Below are 19,943 nucleotides of genomic sequence, written 5' to 3' on the forward strand. Positions count from 1 at the left end.
GATGAGAGGACACTCGCCATGAAACCCGGTTCCGTCATCCTGCTGATCTTCGGCACGATCCTCTCCCTGCTCGGCTTCTCGCTGGCCCTGGCCGGGGCGACGACCGCCGTGGTCAACGCGCAGGGCGACGACGGCTACCTCACCAGCCCCGCCCGCTCGTTCTCCGTGCAGTCGTACGCGCTCACCTCGCCCCGGATGGGCCCGATCGAGATCCAGGACGTCCCCGCGAACATCGGCAGCCTCCGGCTCCGCGCGGCCTCCACCTCCGCACAGGACGTCTTCATCGGCGTCGCCCCGCAGGCCGACGTCGACCGCTACCTGGCCGGGGTGAATCACACCGAGCTGCGCAGCCTGCGCGTCAGCCCCTTCCGCGCGGTGTACCGCGACATCCCCGGCAGCGGCGCCCCCGCAGCCCCGGGCGACCAGGACTTCTGGGCCTCCGCCGCCGAGGGCCCCGGCACTCAGCAAATCGACTGGGACCTGACCAGCGGCAACTGGGCCATCGTCGTGATGAACGCGGATGCGAGTCCCGGCGTCTCGGTCGCGCTCCAGGCCGGGGTGCGCTTCGGGTTCCTCGGCCCGCTGGCCGTGGGTCTGTTGCTGCTCGGGCTGTTCATCCTCCTCATCGGCCTGGTGCTGACCGTGCTCGGCGCGATCGGGCTGGGCCGGGGCACCTCGCCCGCGGCCCGGCCCGGCCCGGCACCGGGCGTCTCCGTCGGAGCAGCGATACCCGCCGGACCGGCGGTCGGAGGACCGCCCGGGGTCGCCGCGGCGCCCGCCTATCCCGGTGATCGGACATTCCCCGCCCGGCTGACCGGGACCCTCGACGAGGGGCTGTCCCGCTGGCTCTGGCTGGTGAAGTGGATCCTGATCTTCCCGCATGTGGTGGTGCTGCTGTTCCTCTGGTTCGGGTTTTTCGTCTCCACCATCGTCGCCGGGTTCGCGATCCTGTTCACCGGCCGGTACCCGAGGTCCCTGTTCCACTACAACGTCGGCGTGCTGCGCTGGAGTTGGCGGGTGTCCTTCTACGCCTACTCGGCGCTCGGCACCGACCGGTACCCGCCGTTCAGCCTGGCGTCGTCGGACGCCTACCCGGCCGACCTGCAGGTCGATTACCCGGAGCGCCTCTCGAACGGACTCGTGCTGGTCAAGTGGTGGCTGCTGGCGATTCCGCACCTGCTGATCGTGGCGGCCTTCACCGGCAGTGCGACCACCTGGCGGTACGCCGAGGGCGCCTGGGTCTCCAACAGCGTCCCCTCGCTGATCGGGGTGCTGGTGCTGATCGCCGCCGTCATCCTCCTCTTCACCGGCCGGTACCGGCGCAGCCTGTTCGATCTGATCCTCGGCATCGACCGCTGGATCTTCCGGGTGGCCGTCTACACCTCCCTGTTCCGCGACGAGTACCCGCCGTTCCGCCTCGACCAGGGCGGCGGCGATGCTCACGCTCCCGCCGCGGTCACCCCCGCGGCGCCCGCCGAACCCCCTGCTGTTGCACCGGCAAGCACGTCCTGACCTTCTCCCGGCGCCGGTGGATACCGCGGGCCACGCTGGGGAACAAGCACCGGGCCGGTAGGGTGCTGTGTAGAGGGTATCGGGGGGTGAGTCGACCGCTATGCAACGGATCTACAAGGAACGTGACCGTCTGCTCCGTAGAGCGGCTCGTCTCTGCGGTCTCGCCGGCTCGGCCGCCGCGCTTCTCGCGATGCTCGTCCCGGGCGGCCTGACCGTGAGCACCCTGGCCCGGTGCCTGCCGCTCCTCCTTCTGCTCGTGGCCGGCCAGTACCTGCTCGGCCGGTCCGGCCGGATGCGCTGGGTCGCCCTGATCCTGGTTTCCGGCATCGCCGTGATCCTGCTGGTGGGCTGGTCGAGCCAGCGGGCCACCGGGCTGAATCTGGTCGAGCAGGCCGTCATCGGCGGCATCGCCGCCGGAGCCCTCAGCTGCGTCGCCCTCGTTCTCGTCGTCAGCGCCTCCCGTCTGCTGGTGCTGGTCACCGCGTTCAGCGCGACCGTGGCCAGCGTGCTGGCCGCCACCCGCGCCTCGGACGACGCAACGGTGCCGCTTCTGCTCACGGTGTGCGTCTGGCTCGCAATCGCCCTGGTCGCCTGGTGGCTGTCCGAAAGCGTGCCGCGGGTCATGCAGCGCATCGCCTTCATCGGCCGAGCCCACCTGGCCGAGCGCCATGCCAGCGAGCTCGACGCTCAACGACGGCAGGATGCCCGGCTGCTGCACGACACCGTGCTGGCCACCCTCACCCTCCTCGCGCACTCCGGCGTCGGCGTCAGCCCGGCGGCGCTGCGCCAGCAGGCCGGCGACGACGCCCGGCTGTTGCGGCAGCTGCGGCTCGGCGGACTCCCTGCCCCGCGCCGTTCCGGGGTGTACACGCTCGAGCCGGCCACCGAGTCAACGCTCGGCAGCACCCTCGAATCGGTCAAGCAGAGATTCGGGCGGATGGGCCTCGCCGTGGACTGGCACGGCTCCGGGCAGGTCCTCCTGCCCAGCGAGGTGCTCGACTCCTTCCTCCTCGCCCTCGGCGAGTGCCTGGAGAACGTGCGACGTCATGCCGGCGTCGACCGCGCCGACGTGACGATCACGGATGACGACACGACCGTGCGCGCCATGGTCACCGACGCGGGGGTCGGCTTCAACCTCAGCGGCGTCAGCGCCGAACGACTCGGGTTCGCCGAGTCCGTGGTGGCCCGCCTGCGCGACGTGGGCGGCAACGCCCGCCTGTTCTCTTCCCCCGGCTCGGGCACCACGGTCGTGCTCGAGGTTCCCAAGTGAGCGGCCCCAGCATCCTCGATGGCCTCCGCGGCGACGTGCGCCGGGAAGCGCCGGCGGGCGGGTCCGATCAGCCGGGCGACCAGGCCCGCCACGGGCGCCGGGAACGCCGGCGCAGTTTCCGCCGCCCCGAACGGACCGAGCAGACCACGCGGGCCAACCAGAACGGCCTGGGTGGCCGCCACCTCGGCATCGGCCTGTCATTCAGCGGCGGTTTCATCGCCCTGTTCCTGTTCGGGCAGTTCGCGGTGCAGCTGTTCGAGTATTCCGACCCGACGCCCAGCCTGATCGCCTGGGCCGTCCTGATGACGATCACGGTACTGTCCCTGATCACCGTGCAGCGCCTCTCCGCCCGGATGCCGGACTGGCTCTTCGCCACGGCCCTCGCCTGCGGCGCCGCCGTGGTGGCGCTCGACCTGAGCGGTTCGTGGGGCGAAGCCGACTCCAGCATCCATCCGACGGCCGCCGCCGCCGTCGGCACCCTGCTCATTTCCCTGGCCACGGTGCGCCGGGGCCGGGACCTCGTCTCGGCCGCGCTGGCGCTCGGCCTGGTGCTCGTCCTCGGGGCCCTCACCGCAGAACGAGCCGACCCGCTCACCTTCGCTCCCGACCTCCTGACGATCAGCCTCGCCGTCCTGCCTCCGTTGCTCGGCGTCGCCACGGTGCGGGGTTTCCGCCGGATGGCCCAGCGCGAGCTCGACCTGGTGCTGGTGCAGAGCACCATCTCCCAGCCTCAGTTCGCGGTGGGGATGTTCGCCTCCGAGGAACTCGCCCGCATCGACCTCGACGCGGAGACCCTGCTCGACGATGTTGCGAAGGGACGCACGGCGCTGCCGCTGAGCGCCGAGAAGTCGACGACGGCGGCAGCCCTGGCCACGCAGCTGCGCCTGCACCTGATCCGAGGCCGACGGCAGACCTGGCTGCACCACGCGATCACGGAGTCCGAGTTCCTCGGACCGTCCGTCGACCTCCACGATCCGTCGGGACTGGCCGGCATGCTCGACCCGGACCAGCGTGATGCCCTTCTTCGCACGATCTGGCTGCTGATCAGCGACACAACCCGCGCCGAGGCATCCGTTTCGCTCTCTCTCGGCCCGATCCGACCCACGCACGGCGTCACGGCTCGGCAGAAGTTACGATTTCCGATCGAATTGACCACGACGGGTGTGCCACGGCGTCGAGTGGACCCCGAGACGTGGCAAGCTATCCGAATAGTCGGCCCTCACGTCGATTCCAACCGGGACGGAAGTCTGCACGTGGAAATCGAATGCAGTATCGATAATCCGGCGGACGCCTCGGCTCCGTAGAACGACGCCGTTGAGCTTCTCAGTCGGGGCCAGAAGCACAAGGAGACAGAAGTGACGAACACAACCACATTGAGCGTCGATGCACCGAGCAGGGACAACCCCATCCGGCTGGCCCTCGTCGACGACCACCGCATGCTGCTGGGGGCCCTCACCGAGTGGATCCGGGGGGCCGCGGACGACATCAACATGGTCGCCGCCGTCACGACCTGGCCCGAGTTGCTCACCCACCCCGAATTCCCCGTCGACGTCGTGCTCCTCGACCTCGACCTCAAAGACAACATCCCGGTCTCACTGAAGATCTCGACCCTCAAGACGGCCGGCGTGAAGACCGTGCTGATGAGCACCTACTCCGAGCCCGGGCTCGTGCGCGAGGCGCTGGCCGCCGGCGCACTCGGCTACCTGGTCAAGAGCGAAGAGGCGACCATGATCGTCGAAGCGATCCGCGCGGCCCACGACGGCGACTCCTTCATCTCGGCCGAACTGGACGAGGCCCTCAACAACGGCGCGAACGGAGGTTCACCCCGCCTCAGCGCGCAGGAGCGCCGGGTGATGGCCCTCTACGGCGCGGGCGAGCCGGTCAAGGCCGTCGCGCACCAGCTCGGCATCTCCGAGGAGACCGCGAAGAGCTACCTCAAGCGGATCCGTGAGAAGTACCGCCTGGCGGGCTTCGACGTGGGCACCAAAGTCGCACTGCGCAAGCGCGCCATCCACGACGGCATCCTGCTCCAGACCGACTGACGCCCGCACTCCGGAACGACCCGGCGAATGAACGGCCCCGGCTGCTGAACGCGGCACGGCCGCCGCCGGATTACGGGGCAGGGGTGGCGGCGGGCGATGACGCGGGCCCGGCCAGGGCCGCCTCGAGGCGCTCGACCTTCCCGGTCAGCTCCCCGCTGCGGCCGGACCGGATGTCAGCCTTGAGCACCAGGGACACCCGCGGCCCCCAGGCGCCGACGGCTTCCGTGGCGGCCTTGACCACCGCGAAGACCTCGTCCCAATCACCCTCGATGGTGGTGAACATCGAGTCGGTGTGGTTGGGCAACCCGGATGCGCGCACGATGCGCACGGCCGCGGCGACCGCGTCGTGCAGGGACCCGTCGTCATCGTGGGTGCCGGACGGGGCGACGGAGAATGCAACCAGCATGGGTTACTCCTTCTGATCGAGGGTGGATGGAAACCGGATCTGCCACACGGCCCAACCGAGCAGCACGACCTCGAGCGCGTTGCGCACGGTCAGCACCAGTACCATGACCGGGTCTGCCGCGAGCAGCAAGTCGTAGACGTGCGGGTAGACGAGCTGGGTCAGGGCCGCGATGACGAGCCCGAGCACGGCCGGGACCCGCCAGCCGCTCCCCCGCACCAACAGCCCGAGGATGAGGGGCGCGGCCAGCCAGGTCGTGAACTGCGGTGAGCCGACCTTGTTGACGACGATCAGAACCAGGACCAGAGCCAGCGCCAGCGGCGGGAACAGGTCGGCCGCCCGGGCGCCCGCGCGCACCCTCTGCCAGGCCAGCAGCAGCACGGCCGACACGCTGAGGGCGAGCAGCGGGGTCATCGCCGCGATGGCGACGTTGGTGCCGGTGCCGACGATCTGGAAGGTGAGGATCTGCTGGTCGTAGTAGAGGTAGCTGCCCGGCATCCCCAAGGCCGCCTGCCACATCCAGATGCCGGCGACGGGGGACTCGATCTGGATCCCGCGGTTCGTCTGCGCGCTGACGAAGCTGAGCACGTTCGGTCCGCTGCCGAGGCCGAGCGCCACCAGGACGATGACCAGGCTGGTCCCGGTTGCCGCGGCCAGCACCCGCCAGCGGTCTTTCGACACCGAGAACAGCGCCAGGATCAGGGCCACCGGCCAGATCTTCACCCAGGTGGCCAGGGTCAGCATCACGGTGCCCCAGACCGGGCGGGTGCCGACCATCAGCAGTGCGGCAATCGCCGGCGGCACGGTGACCGCATCGATCCGGGCGAGGGCGACGGGACCGAGCAGCAGCAGGAAACCCAGCCACCAGGCCGCCGCACCGAGGCCCCGCCGGTCTTGGCCCCGCCCGAGCAGCAGCGCGAAGGCCCCCGCATTCAGCAGGGTCACCAGGCCGAGCCAGGCGGCGGCGTAGAGGTCGGGGCCGAAAGCGAGCGGCGCCAAAACCGGCAGGAGTGCCAGCAGCGGGTAGACGAAGCCGGTGGTGATGCCCACGACGTCGACACCGGACGCCGCGTCGGTCGCCCAGCCGAGGTAGACGACCTCCACGTCGCCCAGCGGCCAACCGGGGGACGCGAAACAGAGCCACCAGAGCACACCGTGCACGAGCGCGAAGCCGGCCCACAGCAGCGTTCGCGGCACCGGCACCCCGTGGCCGGCGCCCCGGCGGTCTACGACGGATTCGGGCACGCTCCACCTTCCCACACCGCCGCCGTTCCGCCGCCGCACCGCCGCCCGCGGTCAGCGCGGGGCGAGCAGGTCCGCGATCGTGGCCGGCACCGCGCTTGCGATGTCCAGCGCGGTGATCGGGCCGCCGTTGGAGGCCCGGGCCGCGGCCCGGGCGTGCACCAGGGCGGCCGTCGCCGCAAGACGGGCCGGCGCGGAGACATCCGTCTGGATGGTCCGGGAATGCGTGGCCAGCAGGGCGCCGAGGATGCCGCCGAGCACGTCCCCCGACCCGGCCGTCGCCAGCCAGGAGGGCGCCTTCGACACCGTCAGCCGGGTGCCGTCGGGCGCCGCGATCCAGGTGACGCTGCCCTTGAGCAGCACCGTCACGCCGAGGCCGGTCGCGGCGCGTACGGCCCACTCCCCCGGCGCCGCGGCCACCTCGGAGCCGGCCACGGACTCGCCCTGTGGGGAGCGCAGCCCGGTGAGGAGACGCGCCAGTTCGCGATAGTGCGGGGTGATCACGACGGGCCCGGTCGCCCGGCCGACCAGGTCGAGCGCTCCGGCATCGCAGACCGTGGGCAGCCCCTCGGCCAGGGCGCCGAGCAGCGCGGCCTCGGTCACCCGGTCACGCGCGGCGGCGTCCTGGCCGGAGCCGAGCAGCCAGGCCTGCACCTGCCCGGCGGCGGTGACGGCCTCCGGGCTGCGGTGCAGCACGAGCTCGGACGGTCGCCTCGGGCCGAGATAGCGCACCATGCCGACGCCGGTGCGGAGAGCCGCCTCGACTCCGAGCACCGCGGCGCCCGGGTACTCGTCCGAGCCCGTCCGCACGCCCAGCACGCCCCGGCGGTACTTGTCGTCGTCCGCCCCGGGAACCGCGATCCATTCCCGCGCCCGGGCGTCGTCCCAGTCCAGCCATCCCCGTGTTTCGCTCATGCACTCACGATAGGTTGTTTTGAGTGCTTCGGGCCGGCCGGATGCCCGCCGGCGCCGACTCTGTCGGGCTGATCACCACCGCAGTACCTTCGCGCCCGGTGGCCGGCCGCCTGAGGCCGGTTACAGGCGGCGGGTCGCGTCCTGAACTTCGCCGACCAGCTCCTCGATGATGTCCTCGAGGAACAGCACTCCGACCGTCTCCCCGGTCGGGGTGAATGAGCGTGCCAGGTGCGCTCCCGAGCGTCGCATGGTGGCCAGGGCGTCCTCCAGGTCGGTGTCCTCGAAGATCGACACCAGCTGACGGATGCGTTTGCCCGGGATCGGCTCCGCGTAACTGCCCTGCCCGGCCGAGGTGGCGGCGTCGCCGTCGAGGTCGATGACGTCTTTCAGGTGCACGTAACCGGTCGGTTCGCCGGACTCGTTCACCAGCACGTACCGGGAGAAGCCGTGCTTGGTGACGGCCTTCTCCACGTCGGCGGGGGTGGCCGCCTCGGGCAGGCTGATCAGGTTCGCGAGGTTCACCGCGACGTCCCGCACCTTCCGGGTGGTGAATTCGAACGTGGCGCTGAGCGCCCCGGTGCCGTCCCGCAGCACGCCCTCCCTGGTCGACTGGGACACGATGGTCGCCACCTCGTCCAGCGTGTAGGTGCTGGTGGCCTCTTCCTTGGGCTGCACCCCGAACATCCGCAGCACCAGGTTGGCGGTGGCGTTGAGCGCCACGATCACGGGCTTGACCAGGCGGCCGAAGAACACGAGCGGCGGGGCGAGCACGAGCACGGCCCGGTCGGGAATGGAGAACGACAGGTTCTTGGGCACCATCTCCCCGAACACGACGTGCAGGTAGGAGACCAGCAGCAGCGTGATCACGAAGGCGATCGCCCCGATGGCCTCCTCCGGCAGCGGGGTGAGGCCCAGCGGGATCTCGAGCAGGTGGTGGATCGCCGGCTCGGAGACGTTCAGGATCAGCAGCGAGCAGACCGTGATGCCCAACTGGGTGGTGGCCAGCATGAGCGTGGCGTGCTCCATCGCCCAGAGCGCCGTGATCGCTCGCTTTTTGCCGGCCTCGGCGAGAGGCTCGATCTGGGACCGGCGCGCGGAGATGACCGCGAATTCCGCGGCGACGAAGAACGCGTTGGCCGCGAGCAGCACAACGAGCCAGACCAGCCCTGCCCAGTCATTCATGGTCGCTCACCTCGCTCTGCTTTCCTTTTTTCTTGCGGCCACCCTTTTTGCCACCCTTGTCGGCGGGCTTCTTGCCACTCTTCTTGGCGGGCTCCGTGTCGTTCACTGTGCCGCGGTCACTCTCGGCAGGCTCGGCCGGCGGGGCCGGTTCCTCGGGTTCGACGAAGGGCGTGAAGCGCAGCCGGTCGATCCGGCGCCCGTCGAGGCGTTCCACGGACAGAGCGCCGCCGGCCAGCGGCACGGCGTCGCCGATCACGGGCAGGCGCCCCAGCTCGCTCATCACGAACCCGCCCACGGTCTCGTAGGGGCCGTCCTCCGGAACGGAGATGCCGGTGCGTTCGAGCAGCTCGTCCGGGCGGAGCATGCCGGGGAAGGTCAGGGAATCCGTGGACAGCACCACACCGGCGCGGGCGCGGTCGTGCTCGTCGGCGACCTCGCCGACGAGTTCCTCGACCAGGTCCTCGAGGGTGGCCACGCCGGCCGTGCCCCCGTATTCGTCCACGACGATGGCCATCTGGTAGCCGCGACCACGCAGCTCGACCAGCAGGCCGTCGAGTTTCATGGTCTCTGGCACCCGGATGGCCTCCGACTGGAGGGCCGACACCGGGACATCCGCCCGGCGGCGCCGGGGCACGGCCACGGCCTGCTTCACGTGTACGATCCCGACGATGTCGTCGACGCCCTCGTCGACGACGGGGAAGCGGGAGTACCCGGTCTGGCGGGTGAGGTCGATCACGGCCTGCGCGGAGGCGGTGCGCTGGATGCTGGCCACCCGCGGGCGGGGCGTCATCACATCCGAGGCGGTGTGCCCGGAGAAGAGCAGGGTGCGGTGCAGCAGCGTGGCCGTGTCTTTCTCCAGCAGCCCGGCGCTGGCCGAGCGCCGCACGAGGGAGGACAGTTCCTCGGCGGTGCGTGCCCCGGAGAGTTCCTCCTTCGGCTCGATCCCGATCGACCGCAGCACCCCGTTGGCGCTGCCGTTGAGCACGACGATGGCCGGCCTGAACACGGTCGTGAACATCGTCTGGAACGGAATGACCAGCTTTGCGGTCTGCACGGGCAGGGCGAGGGCGAAATTCTTCGGCACCAGCTCGCCGATGATCATCGAGGCGAGAGTGGCGACGATGATCGCGATGGCGACCGCGACGACCGGCACCACCGCCGGGGAGAGCCCCAGGGCGGTCAGCGGCGGGGTCAGCAGCGCCGTCAGGGCCGGCTCCATGGTGTAACCGGTGAGCAGGGTGGTGAGAGTGATGCCCAGCTGGGCGCTGGACAGGTGCGTCGAGGTGATCCGGAGTGCGGCGATGGTCAGGCCGAGACGGGTCTCTCCCCGGTCGCGGCGGGCCTCGAGCTCCGACCGGTCCAGGTTGACCAGGGCGAACTCACTGGCGACGAACAGGCCGGTGCCGACGGTGAGGAGCAGCCCCACGGTGAGCATGATCACCTCATACATGGCATACCCCGCCCCGGGCAGCACCGGGGGTCACGGCCGAGGCGTCGTTCGGGTGACGGGAAGAAATGCCGGGCGAAGAAGCGGGCGAATGCGCAGGAGGAGGGTCGTCCATTATTCCGCCCAGTCTACCGCCCGGCGCCGATGCTTCGCAGCGGTCCCGGGACCGGCCCCGGATCCGCTACCAGGAGACGGGCAGGGCCTTGCCCTCCTCGTAGCCGGCCGCCGACTGGATGCCGACCAGCGAACGGGTGTGGAACTCCGCGACCGAGGTCGCGCCGGCGTAGGTGAACGAGCTGCGCACGCCGGAGGTGATCATGTCCAGCAGGTCCTCGACGGACGGCCGGAGGGGGTCCAGGTAGATCTTCGAGCTGGAGATCCCCTCGGCGAAGAGCGTCTTGCGGGCCAGCTCATACGCATCGAGGCGGTCGAACCGCTGGCGCACGGCCTTGGTGGAGGCCATCCCCCAGCTCTCCTTGTAAATGCCGCCGGAGGCGTCCCGGTCCAACTGACCGGGTGCCTCGATCGTGCCCGCGAACCAGGAGCCGATCATGACGGATGCCGCGCCGGCGGCCAGCGCCAGCGCCACGTCGCGCGGGTAGCGCACCCCGCCGTCGGCCCAGACGTGCGCCCCGAGTTCCCGTGCGGCGGCGGCGGTCTCGAGCACGGCCGAGAATTGGGGGCGGCCGACCGCCGTCATCATGCGCGTGGTGCACATGGCGCCGGGGCCGACCCCGACCTTCACGATGGTGGCGCCGGCGCCGACGAGGTCGCCCACGGCATCCGCGGTCACGACGTTGCCGGCCACGATGGGAATGCCGAGGCCGAGATCTGCGACGATCTTGATCGCCCGCGTCATCCCGCCCTGGTGGCCGTGCGCGGTGTCGATGACGAGCACGTCGACCCCCGCGGCGACGAGCGCCCGGGCCTTGGCCGCGATGTCGCCGTTGATGCCGACCGCCGCGGCGACGCGCAGCCGGCCCTGCTCGTCGAGCGCGGGCTGATACAGGGTGGAGCGCAGTGCGCTCTTGCGGCTGAGGGTGCCGATCACCCGGCCGTGGTGCTGCACGGTGGCGAAGTCGAGGTCGGCCGCGGTCATCACATCGAACGCGCGCCGCGGGCCTTCGATGTCATCGGCGTCGAGGGAGGTCATCGCGCCGTGCAGGAGGTCTCCGAGGAGTGCGTCAGGCAGCGCGGTCACCAGGCGGGACGCGTCGATGGCACCCAGATAGTCACCGTTCGGGTCGGTGATGACCAGACCCTGGCCGGCCACGGGCGGCACCTGCCGCAGGGCGAGCGCCACGGTGTCCCCCGGGGCGAAGTTGAAGGGGGTGTCGAAGCGGGTGGACTGGTCCTTGACCCAGCGGATCGCGGCGTCGAGGTCCTGCAGGTGCATGTCCTGCGGCAGCACGCCGAGCCCGCCGCGGCGGGCGAGCGCAGCCGCCAGACGCGGCCCGGTGACCGAGTTCATGTTCGCCGAGACGATGGGGATGGTGGCACCGCTCCCGTCGCCCGGGGCGAGGGAGACGTCGAGGCGACTGCTGACCTCTGACTGACTCGGAACGAGGAAGACGTCGGAATACGTGAGGTCGTGGCTGGGAACCGCTCCATAGAACTGCATGCAAATAACGCTAGCGTCCCGCGCGGATGCCCGCAGCCATGCCCGATGGGATTAGGCTGGACGGGCAGACCGCACCGGGCACTTCGACCCCCGGGACATTCAAAATCAACGTAGAGAGTGGGAATCGGCTGTGTCAAGCCAGTTGACCGGTAGTGGATCCGACGAGACCACGTCGGGTGAATTCGGAGCGAACGAGTGGCTCGTCGACGAACTGTACGAACGGTACCTCGTCGACAAGAACCTGGTGGACGAGTCCTGGTGGCCCGTCCTCGAGAGCTACCACCAGACCGCGACCAACCGTAGCGGCGATTCCAGTGCTGCGGTGAGGAGCACCCCGGCCGGCGACGCTCCCGCAGCGAGCACGCCCGCAACCCCGGCCACGGAACCGGCAGCGGCAGCGGCCGAACCGGCCCCGATCACGGCGTCCATCCCCGTCGTCGGCGGGCAGCGCACCGCGCGCACGACCTCCAGCGCCCCCAAGCCCGTCCCGGTGCCGGCCGACATGCCGATCATGACCCCGCAGACGAGCGCCGCCGAGGCCACCGAGGTCGACGTCGTCACCCCGCTCCGCGGCATGTCCAAGAGCCTCGCGGCGAACATGGCGACCAGCCTGACCGTGCCCACGGCCACCAGCGTGCGCACCATCCCGGCGAAGCTCCTCATCGACAACCGCATCGTGATGAACAACCACATGAAGCGTTCCCGCGGCGGCAAGGTGTCGTTCACGCACCTGATCGGCTGGGCGCTGATCCAGGCGCTGAAGATGTTCCCCAGCCAGAACGTCTACTACAACGAGATCGACGGCAAGCCCTCGGTGATCGCCCCCGCACACGTCGGCATCGGCATCGCGATCGACCTGCCCAAGCCCGACGGCACCCGCTCGCTCATGGTCCCGGCCATCAAGCGCGCGGACACGATGGCCTTCGGCGAGTACCTCTCCGCCTACGAAGACCTCGTCACCCGGGCCCGCAAGGGCAAGCTGACGGCGGATGACTTCTCCGGCGCCACGGTCTCCCTCACCAACCCCGGCGGCATCGGCACCGTGCACTCCGTCCCGCGTCTGATGAAGGGCCAGGGCTGCATCATCGGCGCCGGCGCCCTCGACTACCCCGCCGAGTTCCAGGGTTCCAGCGGCAAGACCCTCACCGGCCTTGCCATCTCCAAGACCATCACGCTGACCAGCACCTACGACCACCGGGTCATCCAGGGTGCCGGTTCGGGCGAGTTCCTCAAGATCGTGCACGAACTCCTGATCGGGCAGCACAATTTCTACGAGGACATCTTCTCGGCCCTCCGCATCCCGTACGACCCGATCCACTGGGCGCCGGACATCAGCGTGGACCTGGCCAGCGCCGTCGACAAGACCGCCCGGGTGCAGGAGCTGATCAACGCCTTCCGCGTGCGCGGCCACCTGATGGCCGACATCGACCCGCTCGAATACACGCAGCGGTCGCACCCCGACCTGGACATCTCGAACCACGGGCTGACCTTCTGGGATCTGGACCGCGAATTCGTCACCGGCGGCTTCGGCAGCAAACGCCTGATGCTCCTGCGCGACATCCTCGGTGTGCTCCGCGACTCCTACTGCCGCACGACCGGCATCGAGTACATGCACATCCAGGATCCTGCCCAGCGCAAGTGGATGCAGGAAAAGATGGAGAAGAGCTACGTCAAGCCGACGCATGACGAGCAGATGCGCATCCTGGGCAAGCTCAACGAGGCCGAGGCCTTCGAGACCTTCCTGCAGACCAAGTACGTCGGCCAGAAGCGGTTCAGCCTCGAGGGCGGCGAGTCCACCATCGCGCTGCTCGACTCCATCCTGCAGGGTGCCGCGGATGCCGGACTCGACGAGGTCTGCATCGGCATGGCCCACCGCGGCCGCCTGAACGTGCTGACCAACATCGCCGGCAAGACCTACGGTCAGATCTTCCGCGAGTTCGAGGGCACCCAGGATCCCCGCACCGTGCAGGGCTCCGGCGACGTCAAGTACCACCTGGGCACCGAGGGCACGTTCCGGGCCACCGACGGCACGGAGATGCCGGTCTACCTCGCCGCGAACCCGTCCCACCTGGAGGCCGTCGACGGCGTCCTCGAGGGCATCGTGCGCGCCAAGCAGGATCGCAAGCCGATCGGCACCTTCTCCACCCTCCCGGTCCTCGTGCACGGCGACGCCGCGATGGCCGGCCAGGGCATCGTCCTGGAGACTCTCCAGATGTCCCAGTTGCGCGGGTTCCGCACCGGCGGCACCATCCATCTGGTCGTCAACAACCAGGTCGGCTTCACCACGCTGCCCGGCGACGGGCGCACCTCGGTGTACTCGACGGATGTCGCCAAGACCATCCAGGCGCCCATCTTCCACGTCAACGGGGACGACCCCGAAGCCGTGGTGCGGGTCGCGGAGCTCGCCTTCGCCTACCGCCAGGAATTCAAGCGGGACGTGGTCATCGACCTGGTCTGCTACCGCCGTCGTGGGCACAACGAGGGCGACGACCCCTCGATGACCCAGCCGCTGATGTACAACCTGATCGAGGCCAAGCGCTCCGTCCGAAAGTTGTACACGGAGGCTCTCGTCGGGCGTGGCGACATCACCCAGGAGGAATACGAGGCCTCCCACGCCGACTTCCAGGACCGCCTCGAGCGTGCGTTCATGGAGACGCACGCGGCGCAGTCCTCGTCGATACCGATCGTCGGCGCGGCCGGTTCCGCGCCGCAGGGCCTCGGTATCATCAAAAACGGTGCCGGCACACACGGGACCGGTACGCACGACGACGCGGTCGGGGAACCGGCCACCACCGGGGTGCCCGAGGCGGTCGTGCACCTGATCGGCGACGCCTTCATGAACAAGCCCGCCGGTTTCACCGTGCACAACAAGCTGCAGCAGCTGATGCAGAAGCGCCACGACATGAGCCGCAGCGGCAAAATCGACTGGAGCTTCGGCGAACTTCTCGCCCTCGGCTCCCTGCTGGTCGAGCGCACCCCGGTGCGTTTCGCCGGCCAGGATGCCCGCCGAGGCACGTTCGTGCAGCGTCACGCGGTGCTGCACGACCGCGTCAACGGCCAGGAATGGCTGCCGCTCGCCAACCTCAGTGAGGACCAGGCCCGATTCTGGATCTACGACTCGCTGCTCAGCGAATACGCTGCCATGGGCTTCGAGTACGGCTACTCGGTGGAACGCGCCGACGCCCTGGTGCTCTGGGAGGCGCAGTTCGGTGACTTCGCGAACGGCGCCCAGACGGTCATCGACGAGTTCGTCTCCTCCGCCGAGCAGAAGTGGGGCCAGCGGTCATCCGTCGTGCTGCTGCTCCCGCACGGCTATGAGGGCCAGGGGCCGGACCACTCGTCCGCCCGGATCGAGCGCTACCTGCAGCTGTGCGCGGAGAACAACATGACCGTGGCCCGCCCGTCGACGCCCGCGTCGTACTTCCACCTGCTGCGCCGTCAGGCCTACATGCGTCCGCGGCGCCCGCTGATCGTCTTCACACCGAAGTCGATGCTGCGCCTACGCGGCGCGACCAGCGATGTGGCCGACTTCACCACCGGCAAGTTCGAGCCGGTCATCGATGACGCCCGGATCACCGACAAGTCGCGCGTCAAGCGGGTGCTGTTCCTGGCCGGCAAGCTCTACTACGACCTGATCGCCGAACTCGACAAGAACCCCAACCCCGAGATCGCCCTGGTTCGGATGGAGCAGTTCTACCCGCTGCCGGCCGTCGAACTCAAGCGCGTCGCCGACCAGTACCCCGACGCCGAACTGGCCTGGGTGCAGGACGAACCGGAGAACCAGGGTGCCTGGCCGTTCTTCTACCTCGAGACGAACAAGCTGGGCCCGCGCCCGGTGACCCTGTTCTCCCGGGCGGCGTCGGCATCGCCGGCGGCGGGATCGGCCAAACGTCACGCGGCCGAGCAGGCCGAGCTGCTGCGCCAGGCGCTCACGCTGTAACCCGCGTCGACAACAGAACCGCACGACAGGACGGGCCGCACCTTTCGGTGCGGCCCGTCCTGCGTCTCCATTGTCGCTGTGTCATTGTCGGGGTCGGCCGCCGGTCCTAGGCTGACAGCACCGCCCGTTGCGGTGCCCAGCGACAAGGAGACCCGTCATGCCTCACCCCCACGCGAAAAGAACCGGTGAACCCTGCTGGGCCGATCTGATGACCTCGGATCTGCCGCGCGCCCGTGAGTTCTACACCCGCCTGTTCGGCTGGACGGCCAGCGATTCCGGGTCAGAGTACGGCAACTACGTCACCTTCCGGAAGGGCGACGCGGACGTCGCCGGCATGGGCGCGCACGAGGCGGGGTCCGAGCTGCCCGACGCGTGGACCACCTACCTGGCGGTGACGGATGCCGACGCCGCCGTCGCCGCCGCCCGCGCGGCCGGTGCAGAGGTGCTGGCCGAACCGATGCAGGTGGGGACCATGGGCCGGATGGCCATCCTGATGGACCCGACGGGTGCGCCTGTCGGCGTGTGGCAGGCCGACGAATTCACCGGATTCGGTGCCTTCGGCGACGCCGGCACGCCGGTCTGGCACGAGCTGAACACCCGTTCCTATGCCGCCGCCCTCGATTTCTACACCCGCGTGTTCGGCTGGAAGCCGGTCGTCCTCAGCGACACGGACGATTTCCGCTACAGCACGATCGGACCGGAAGACGACATGGTCGCGGGCGTCTTCGACGCCGCGGGACACCTGCCCGACAGCGTCTCCTCGCACTGGCAGCTCTACCTCGGGGTGCCCGACGTGCACGCGACCGCCGCCACCGTGACGGAGCTCGGCGGCACAGTCATCCGTGAACCGTGGACGGCGGAGTTCGGCACCTTCGCGCTGGTCACCGACCCGACCGGGGCCCTGTTCGTGATCGGCTCGGTCGACGAGCCGCCCGCCGCCGAAAAGGCCGGCACCGAGGAGGACGGCACCGGGGAGCCGGACGCCGACCTGCCGATCGGCTAGTGACCGGACTGGATGGTGCGCAGCTTCAGCAGCACCTGGTCGCGCAGGTCTTCGGGGGCCATCTCCCGGCACGCGCGCTGCACGGCCTCGGTCAGGGTACGCCCGACCAGGTGCTCGTTGCTGCAGTCGCTGCAGTGGGCGAGGTGCTCCTGAATGTCGGACGCGTCTTCGCCGCACAGTTCATTGTGCAGGTATTCCTCGAGTTCGGCCTTGGCCTTCTCGCAGCCGCAATCGGTCATGCTGGTGTGCTCCCGGTTCGAGTCTGGTCCGCAGCCCCTGTTCCCAGCCCGCGCTCCCGGGCGTAGCCGGCCAACAGGTCACGCAGGAGACGCCGGCCACGATGCAGGCGGCTCATCACGGTGCCAATGGGTGTTTTCATGATGTCGGCGATCTCCTGGTAGGAGAACCCCTCCACGTCGGCGAAGTAGACGGCCAGCCGGAAGTCCTCCGGGATGGACTGCAGCGCGTCCTTGACGGCGCTGTCCGGCAGGTGGTCGATGGCCTCGGCCTCCGCCGACCGGTTGGTCATCGCGGTGCGTGATTCGGCGCCGCCGAGCTGCCAGTCCTCGAGATCGTCGATGGTGCCCTGGAACGGCTCGCGCTGCTTCTTGCGGTAGGTATTGATGAACGTGTTGGTCAGGATGCGGTAGAGCCAGGCTTTGAGGTTGGTGCCCTGCTCGAACTGTTTGAACGCGGCGAACGCTTTCACAAACGTTTCCTGGACCAGGTCCTGCGCGTCGGAGGGGTTGCGCGTCATGCGCATGGCTGCGGCGTACAGCTGGTCGATAAAGGGCAGTGCCTGTTCTTCGAACAGGTCTCGCATTTCGATCGCATCGGTTGTCATCACGGACGATTCTAATCCGTCGCGTGGAACGACCACGGGTCGCTCGAGCACCATGGACAGTGTCACTCGGACCTCCCTCTCTCTTTCATCACCGACTATTCTGATAACCGATGTTGATCTCGAGATATTCCAAGCCTGAGTTCGATCCCTACGGCGACACCTCGCCCGAGGTGACGGATGCCCGCTGGCCCGCGCCGACGGCCGCCGGCCACCTCGACGCGTCCCTGTCCCTGCCGGGGTCGAAGTCGCTGACCAACCGGGAGCTGGTCCTCAGCGCCCTTGCCGCGCATCCGTCCCTGCTGCGTGCCCCGCTGCACTCGCGCGACAGCGACCTGATGGTCGCGGCGCTGCGTCAGCTGGGCACCGTCATCGAGGAGGTCCCCGGTGACGGGGAGTTCGGGCCCGACCTCCGGATCACGCCGGGTGAGCTGCTCGGCTCGACGACCGTCGACTGCGGTCTCGCCGGCACCGTGATGCGCTTCCTCCCGCCGGTCGCGGCGCTCGGCCTCGGCCCGACCACCTTCGACGGTGATGCCGGCGCCCGCCGCCGCCCGATGGGCACCACCATCTCGTCCCTGCGGGCGCTCGGCGCCGACATCAACGACGACGGCCGCGGGGCTCTGCCCTTCACCGTGCACGGCACCGGCGCTCTTCTCGGCGGGGAGATCACCATCGACGCGTCCAGGTCGAGCCAGTTCGTCTCCGGCCTGCTGCTCGCCGCGCCCCGCTTCGAGCAGGGCCTGCACCTCCGCCACTCCGGCGAGCGCCTGCCGAGCCTGCCGCATATCGAGATGACCATCGCCACGCTGGCCCGGCGCGGCGTCACCGTGCACAGCCCCGCCGTCGGCGAGTGGGTCGTGGCCCCCGCCCCGATCCAGGGTGCCGAGATCGACATCGAACCCGATCTCTCGAACGCCGCACCGTTTCTCGCCGCGGCCCTCGTCGCCGGCGGCAGCGTCACCATCACCGGCTGGCCCGAGATCACCACCCAGGTCGGCGCCGACCTGGCCGACCTGCTGCCTCGCTTCGGCGCCGTGGTTTCCCGGGACGGCGACCGGCTCACGGTCACCGGGACCGGGCGCATCCGGGGCGTGGAACTCGATCTGTCGACCGGCGGGGAACTCGCCCCCACCCTCGTGGCCCTGGCCGCCCTGGCCGAGTCCCCGAGCACGATCACCGGGATCGGGCACATCCGCCACCACGAGACGGACCGGCTGGCGGCCCTCGCCGCGGAGATCAACGGGCTCGGCGGTGCCGTCACCGAGCTGCCCGACGGGTTGCGGATCGACCCGCGCCCGCTGCAGGGCGGGCCGTGGAACACCTATGACGACCACCGCATGGCGACCGCGGGCGCCCTGATCGGCCTCCGTGTGCCCGGAGTGCTGATCGAGAACATCGGCACGACCGCGAAAACCCTCCCCCAGTTCACCGAGCTCTGGCAGAGCGTCGTCTCCGGAGTCCGGTCGTGACGTGGTGGGCGAGTGCCGACGACGATGAGCCCGACTTCGACGAGTCCAGCGTGCGCGTGCGCCCCAACCGCAAGGGCAGCAAGCCGCGCACCAAGACCCGACCCGACCATGAGAACGCGCTGACCGGGCGCATCCTCTCGGTCGACCGCGGCCGGTACACCGTCATGCTCGACGAGAACCTGCCCGCCGAGCGCCGGGTGACCGCCGCTCGGGCGAGCGAGTTGCGCAAGCAGGCCGTCGTCACCGGCGACCGCGTCGACATCGTCGGCGACACGACCGGAGCGCCGGGCAGCCTGTCCCGGATCGTGCGGATCGTGCCGCGCGCGACGCTGCTGCGCCGCAGCGCGGACGACACAGACGCCGTGGAGCGTGTGATCGTCGCCAACGCCGACCAGATGCTGATCGTGGTGGCCGCGGCGAACCCGGAGCCGCGTATCCGCCTCGTCGACCGGTACCTCGTCGCCGCCTACGACGCGGGGGTGAAACCCATCCTCTGCATCACCAAGACCGACCTGGCCGACCCCGCCGCATTCCTGCGCAACTTCGCCGGCCTCGACTTCCCCGTCTTCGAGAGCCGCGACGACGCCATGCCGTTGGCGGAGATCTCCGACGCGCTGGTCGGCCACGACACGGTCTTCGTCGGGCACTCCGGCGTCGGCAAGTCCACCCTGGTCAACGCCCTCGTGCCCGACGCCCATCGGGCCGTCGGCGTCGTCAACACGGTGACCGGACGCGGCCGGCACACCTCCTCGTCGACCATCTCGCTGCGTCTGCAGACGGATGCCGGCCGCGGCTGGGTGATCGATACCCCCGGCGTGCGGTCCTTCGGTCTCGGCCACATCAACACGGACAATATTCTGAAGGCGTTCACCGACCTGGCCCTGATCTCCCAGAAATGTCCGCGCGGCTGCACCCACCTGCCGGACGCCCCCGATTGCGCGATCAATGAGGCCGTCGCCGCCGGCCAACTCGGCGAGACCGGCAAGGTGCGCCTGGACTCGCTGCAGCGCCTGCTCGCCACCTTCGCCGCCGCCCCCACCCACTAGCGTGGGG

Annotated in this window: 16 protein-coding genes; 8 read left to right on the top strand and 8 right to left on the bottom strand. The window is 69.7% G+C overall.

The window, feature by feature from the left end:
* Window positions 1–18: 18 nt before the first annotated feature.
* The 4 genes from E3T23_RS09050 to E3T23_RS09065 all read left to right on the top strand — a co-directional run bounded on the left by E3T23_RS09050 (window position 19) and on the right by E3T23_RS09065 (window position 4,824).
* On the top strand, window positions 19–1,512 hold the full coding sequence (locus E3T23_RS09050) for a DUF4389 domain-containing protein (RefSeq protein ID WP_134370050.1): 1,494 nt from the start codon (window positions 19–21) through the stop codon (window positions 1,510–1,512).
* 100 nt (window positions 1,513–1,612) lie between these two features.
* On the top strand, window positions 1,613–2,782 hold the full coding sequence (locus E3T23_RS09055) for a sensor histidine kinase (RefSeq protein WP_134370051.1): 1,170 nt from the start codon (window positions 1,613–1,615) through the stop codon (window positions 2,780–2,782).
* A complete protein-coding gene (locus E3T23_RS09060; protein WP_134370052.1) occupies window positions 2,779–4,086 on the top strand; it encodes a hypothetical protein in 1,308 nt (435 codons plus the stop codon). Before E3T23_RS09055 ends, E3T23_RS09060 begins: the two co-directional genes overlap by 4 nt.
* A gap of 51 nt (window positions 4,087–4,137) precedes the next feature.
* Window positions 4,138–4,824, top strand: coding sequence for a response regulator transcription factor (locus tag E3T23_RS09065; RefSeq protein WP_255570704.1), 687 nt, complete (start codon window positions 4,138–4,140; stop codon window positions 4,822–4,824).
* Between the two features lie 70 nt (window positions 4,825–4,894).
* On the opposite strand, the gene E3T23_RS09070 is transcribed toward E3T23_RS09065, so the two are convergent.
* The 6 genes from E3T23_RS09070 to guaB1 all read right to left on the bottom strand — a co-directional run bounded on the left by E3T23_RS09070 (window position 4,895) and on the right by guaB1 (window position 11,634).
* Window positions 4,895–5,230 (bottom strand): thiamine-binding protein, encoded by a 336-nt coding sequence (locus E3T23_RS09070; protein ID WP_134370053.1) that lies wholly within the window; start codon window positions 5,228–5,230, stop codon window positions 4,895–4,897.
* A gap of 3 nt (window positions 5,231–5,233) precedes the next feature.
* Window positions 5,234–6,472: a glycosyltransferase 87 family protein gene (locus tag E3T23_RS09075; protein WP_166806260.1), complete on the bottom strand. Its 1,239-nt coding sequence runs from the start codon at window positions 6,470–6,472 to the stop codon at window positions 5,234–5,236.
* A gap of 51 nt (window positions 6,473–6,523) precedes the next feature.
* A complete protein-coding gene (locus tag E3T23_RS09080; RefSeq protein ID WP_134370055.1) occupies window positions 6,524–7,384 on the bottom strand; it encodes an ADP-dependent NAD(P)H-hydrate dehydratase in 861 nt (286 codons plus the stop codon).
* Between the two features lie 120 nt (window positions 7,385–7,504).
* On the bottom strand, window positions 7,505–8,566 hold the full coding sequence (locus tag E3T23_RS09085; RefSeq protein WP_134370056.1) for a hemolysin family protein: 1,062 nt from the start codon (window positions 8,564–8,566) through the stop codon (window positions 7,505–7,507).
* Entirely contained in the window at window positions 8,559–10,016 is a 1,458-nt protein-coding gene (locus E3T23_RS09090) for a hemolysin family protein (RefSeq protein WP_134370057.1), read from the bottom strand. The genes E3T23_RS09085 and E3T23_RS09090 overlap by 8 nt, the downstream gene beginning before the upstream one ends.
* Before the next feature lie 178 nt (window positions 10,017–10,194).
* Window positions 10,195–11,634, bottom strand: coding sequence for a GMP reductase (gene guaB1, locus E3T23_RS09095; protein WP_134370058.1), 1,440 nt, complete (start codon window positions 11,632–11,634; stop codon window positions 10,195–10,197).
* A gap of 130 nt (window positions 11,635–11,764) precedes the next feature.
* On the opposite strand from guaB1, the gene E3T23_RS09100 reads away from it, so the two are divergent.
* Entirely contained in the window at window positions 11,765–15,574 is a 3,810-nt protein-coding gene (locus E3T23_RS09100) for a multifunctional oxoglutarate decarboxylase/oxoglutarate dehydrogenase thiamine pyrophosphate-binding subunit/dihydrolipoyllysine-residue succinyltransferase subunit (protein ID WP_134370059.1), read from the top strand.
* Window positions 15,575–15,731: 157 nt separating this feature from the next.
* A complete protein-coding gene (locus E3T23_RS09105; RefSeq protein ID WP_134370060.1) occupies window positions 15,732–16,577 on the top strand; it encodes a VOC family protein in 846 nt (281 codons plus the stop codon).
* Here E3T23_RS09105 and E3T23_RS09110 read toward each other — a convergent pair.
* On the bottom strand, window positions 16,574–16,816 hold the full coding sequence (locus E3T23_RS09110) for a zf-HC2 domain-containing protein (RefSeq protein WP_134370061.1): 243 nt from the start codon (window positions 16,814–16,816) through the stop codon (window positions 16,574–16,576). The genes E3T23_RS09105 and E3T23_RS09110 overlap by 4 nt on opposite strands.
* Window positions 16,813–17,421, bottom strand: a complete 609-nt coding sequence (locus E3T23_RS09115; protein WP_194085927.1) for a sigma-70 family RNA polymerase sigma factor — start codon at window positions 17,419–17,421, stop codon at window positions 16,813–16,815. Before E3T23_RS09115 ends, E3T23_RS09110 begins: the two co-directional genes overlap by 4 nt.
* Before the next feature lie 110 nt (window positions 17,422–17,531).
* Between E3T23_RS09115 and aroA the strand changes: the two genes are divergently transcribed.
* On the top strand, window positions 17,532–18,890 hold the full coding sequence (gene aroA, locus E3T23_RS09120) for a 3-phosphoshikimate 1-carboxyvinyltransferase (RefSeq protein WP_134370062.1): 1,359 nt from the start codon (window positions 17,532–17,534) through the stop codon (window positions 18,888–18,890).
* On the top strand, window positions 18,887–19,936 hold the full coding sequence (rsgA, locus tag E3T23_RS09125; RefSeq protein WP_134370063.1) for a ribosome small subunit-dependent GTPase A: 1,050 nt from the start codon (window positions 18,887–18,889) through the stop codon (window positions 19,934–19,936). Before aroA ends, rsgA begins: the two co-directional genes overlap by 4 nt.
* The last annotated feature ends 7 nt before the right edge of the window (window positions 19,937–19,943 follow it).

Origin of the sequence: Cryobacterium cheniae, assembly GCF_004403395.1 — a bacterium.
Lineage (GTDB): Bacteria > Actinomycetota > Actinomycetes > Actinomycetales > Microbacteriaceae > Cryobacterium > Cryobacterium cheniae.

Bases quoted from the DNA above. Each gene is read 5' to 3' on its own strand.
- E3T23_RS09050 (WP_134370050.1), top strand. From the start codon at position 19: ATGAAACCCGGTTCCGTCATCCTGCTGATCTTCGGCACGATCCTCTCC.
- E3T23_RS09055 (WP_134370051.1), top strand. From the start codon at position 1,613: ATGCAACGGATCTACAAGGAACGTGACCGTCTGCTCCGTAGAGCGGCT.
- E3T23_RS09070 (WP_134370053.1), bottom strand. From the start codon at position 5,230: ATGCTGGTTGCATTCTCCGTCGCCCCGTCCGGCACCCACGATGACGAC.
- E3T23_RS09080 (WP_134370055.1), bottom strand. From the start codon at position 7,384: ATGAGCGAAACACGGGGATGGCTGGACTGGGACGACGCCCGGGCGCGG.
- E3T23_RS09085 (WP_134370056.1), bottom strand. From the start codon at position 8,566: ATGAATGACTGGGCAGGGCTGGTCTGGCTCGTTGTGCTGCTCGCGGCC.
- E3T23_RS09090 (WP_134370057.1), bottom strand. From the start codon at position 10,016: ATGTATGAGGTGATCATGCTCACCGTGGGGCTGCTCCTCACCGTCGGC.
- guaB1 (WP_134370058.1), bottom strand. From the start codon at position 11,634: ATGCAGTTCTATGGAGCGGTTCCCAGCCACGACCTCACGTATTCCGAC.
- E3T23_RS09105 (WP_134370060.1), top strand. From the start codon at position 15,732: ATGCCTCACCCCCACGCGAAAAGAACCGGTGAACCCTGCTGGGCCGAT.
- E3T23_RS09110 (WP_134370061.1), bottom strand. From the start codon at position 16,816: ATGACCGATTGCGGCTGCGAGAAGGCCAAGGCCGAACTCGAGGAATAC.
- E3T23_RS09115 (WP_194085927.1), bottom strand. From the start codon at position 17,421: ATGACAACCGATGCGATCGAAATGCGAGACCTGTTCGAAGAACAGGCA.
- aroA (WP_134370062.1), top strand. From the start codon at position 17,532: ATGTTGATCTCGAGATATTCCAAGCCTGAGTTCGATCCCTACGGCGAC.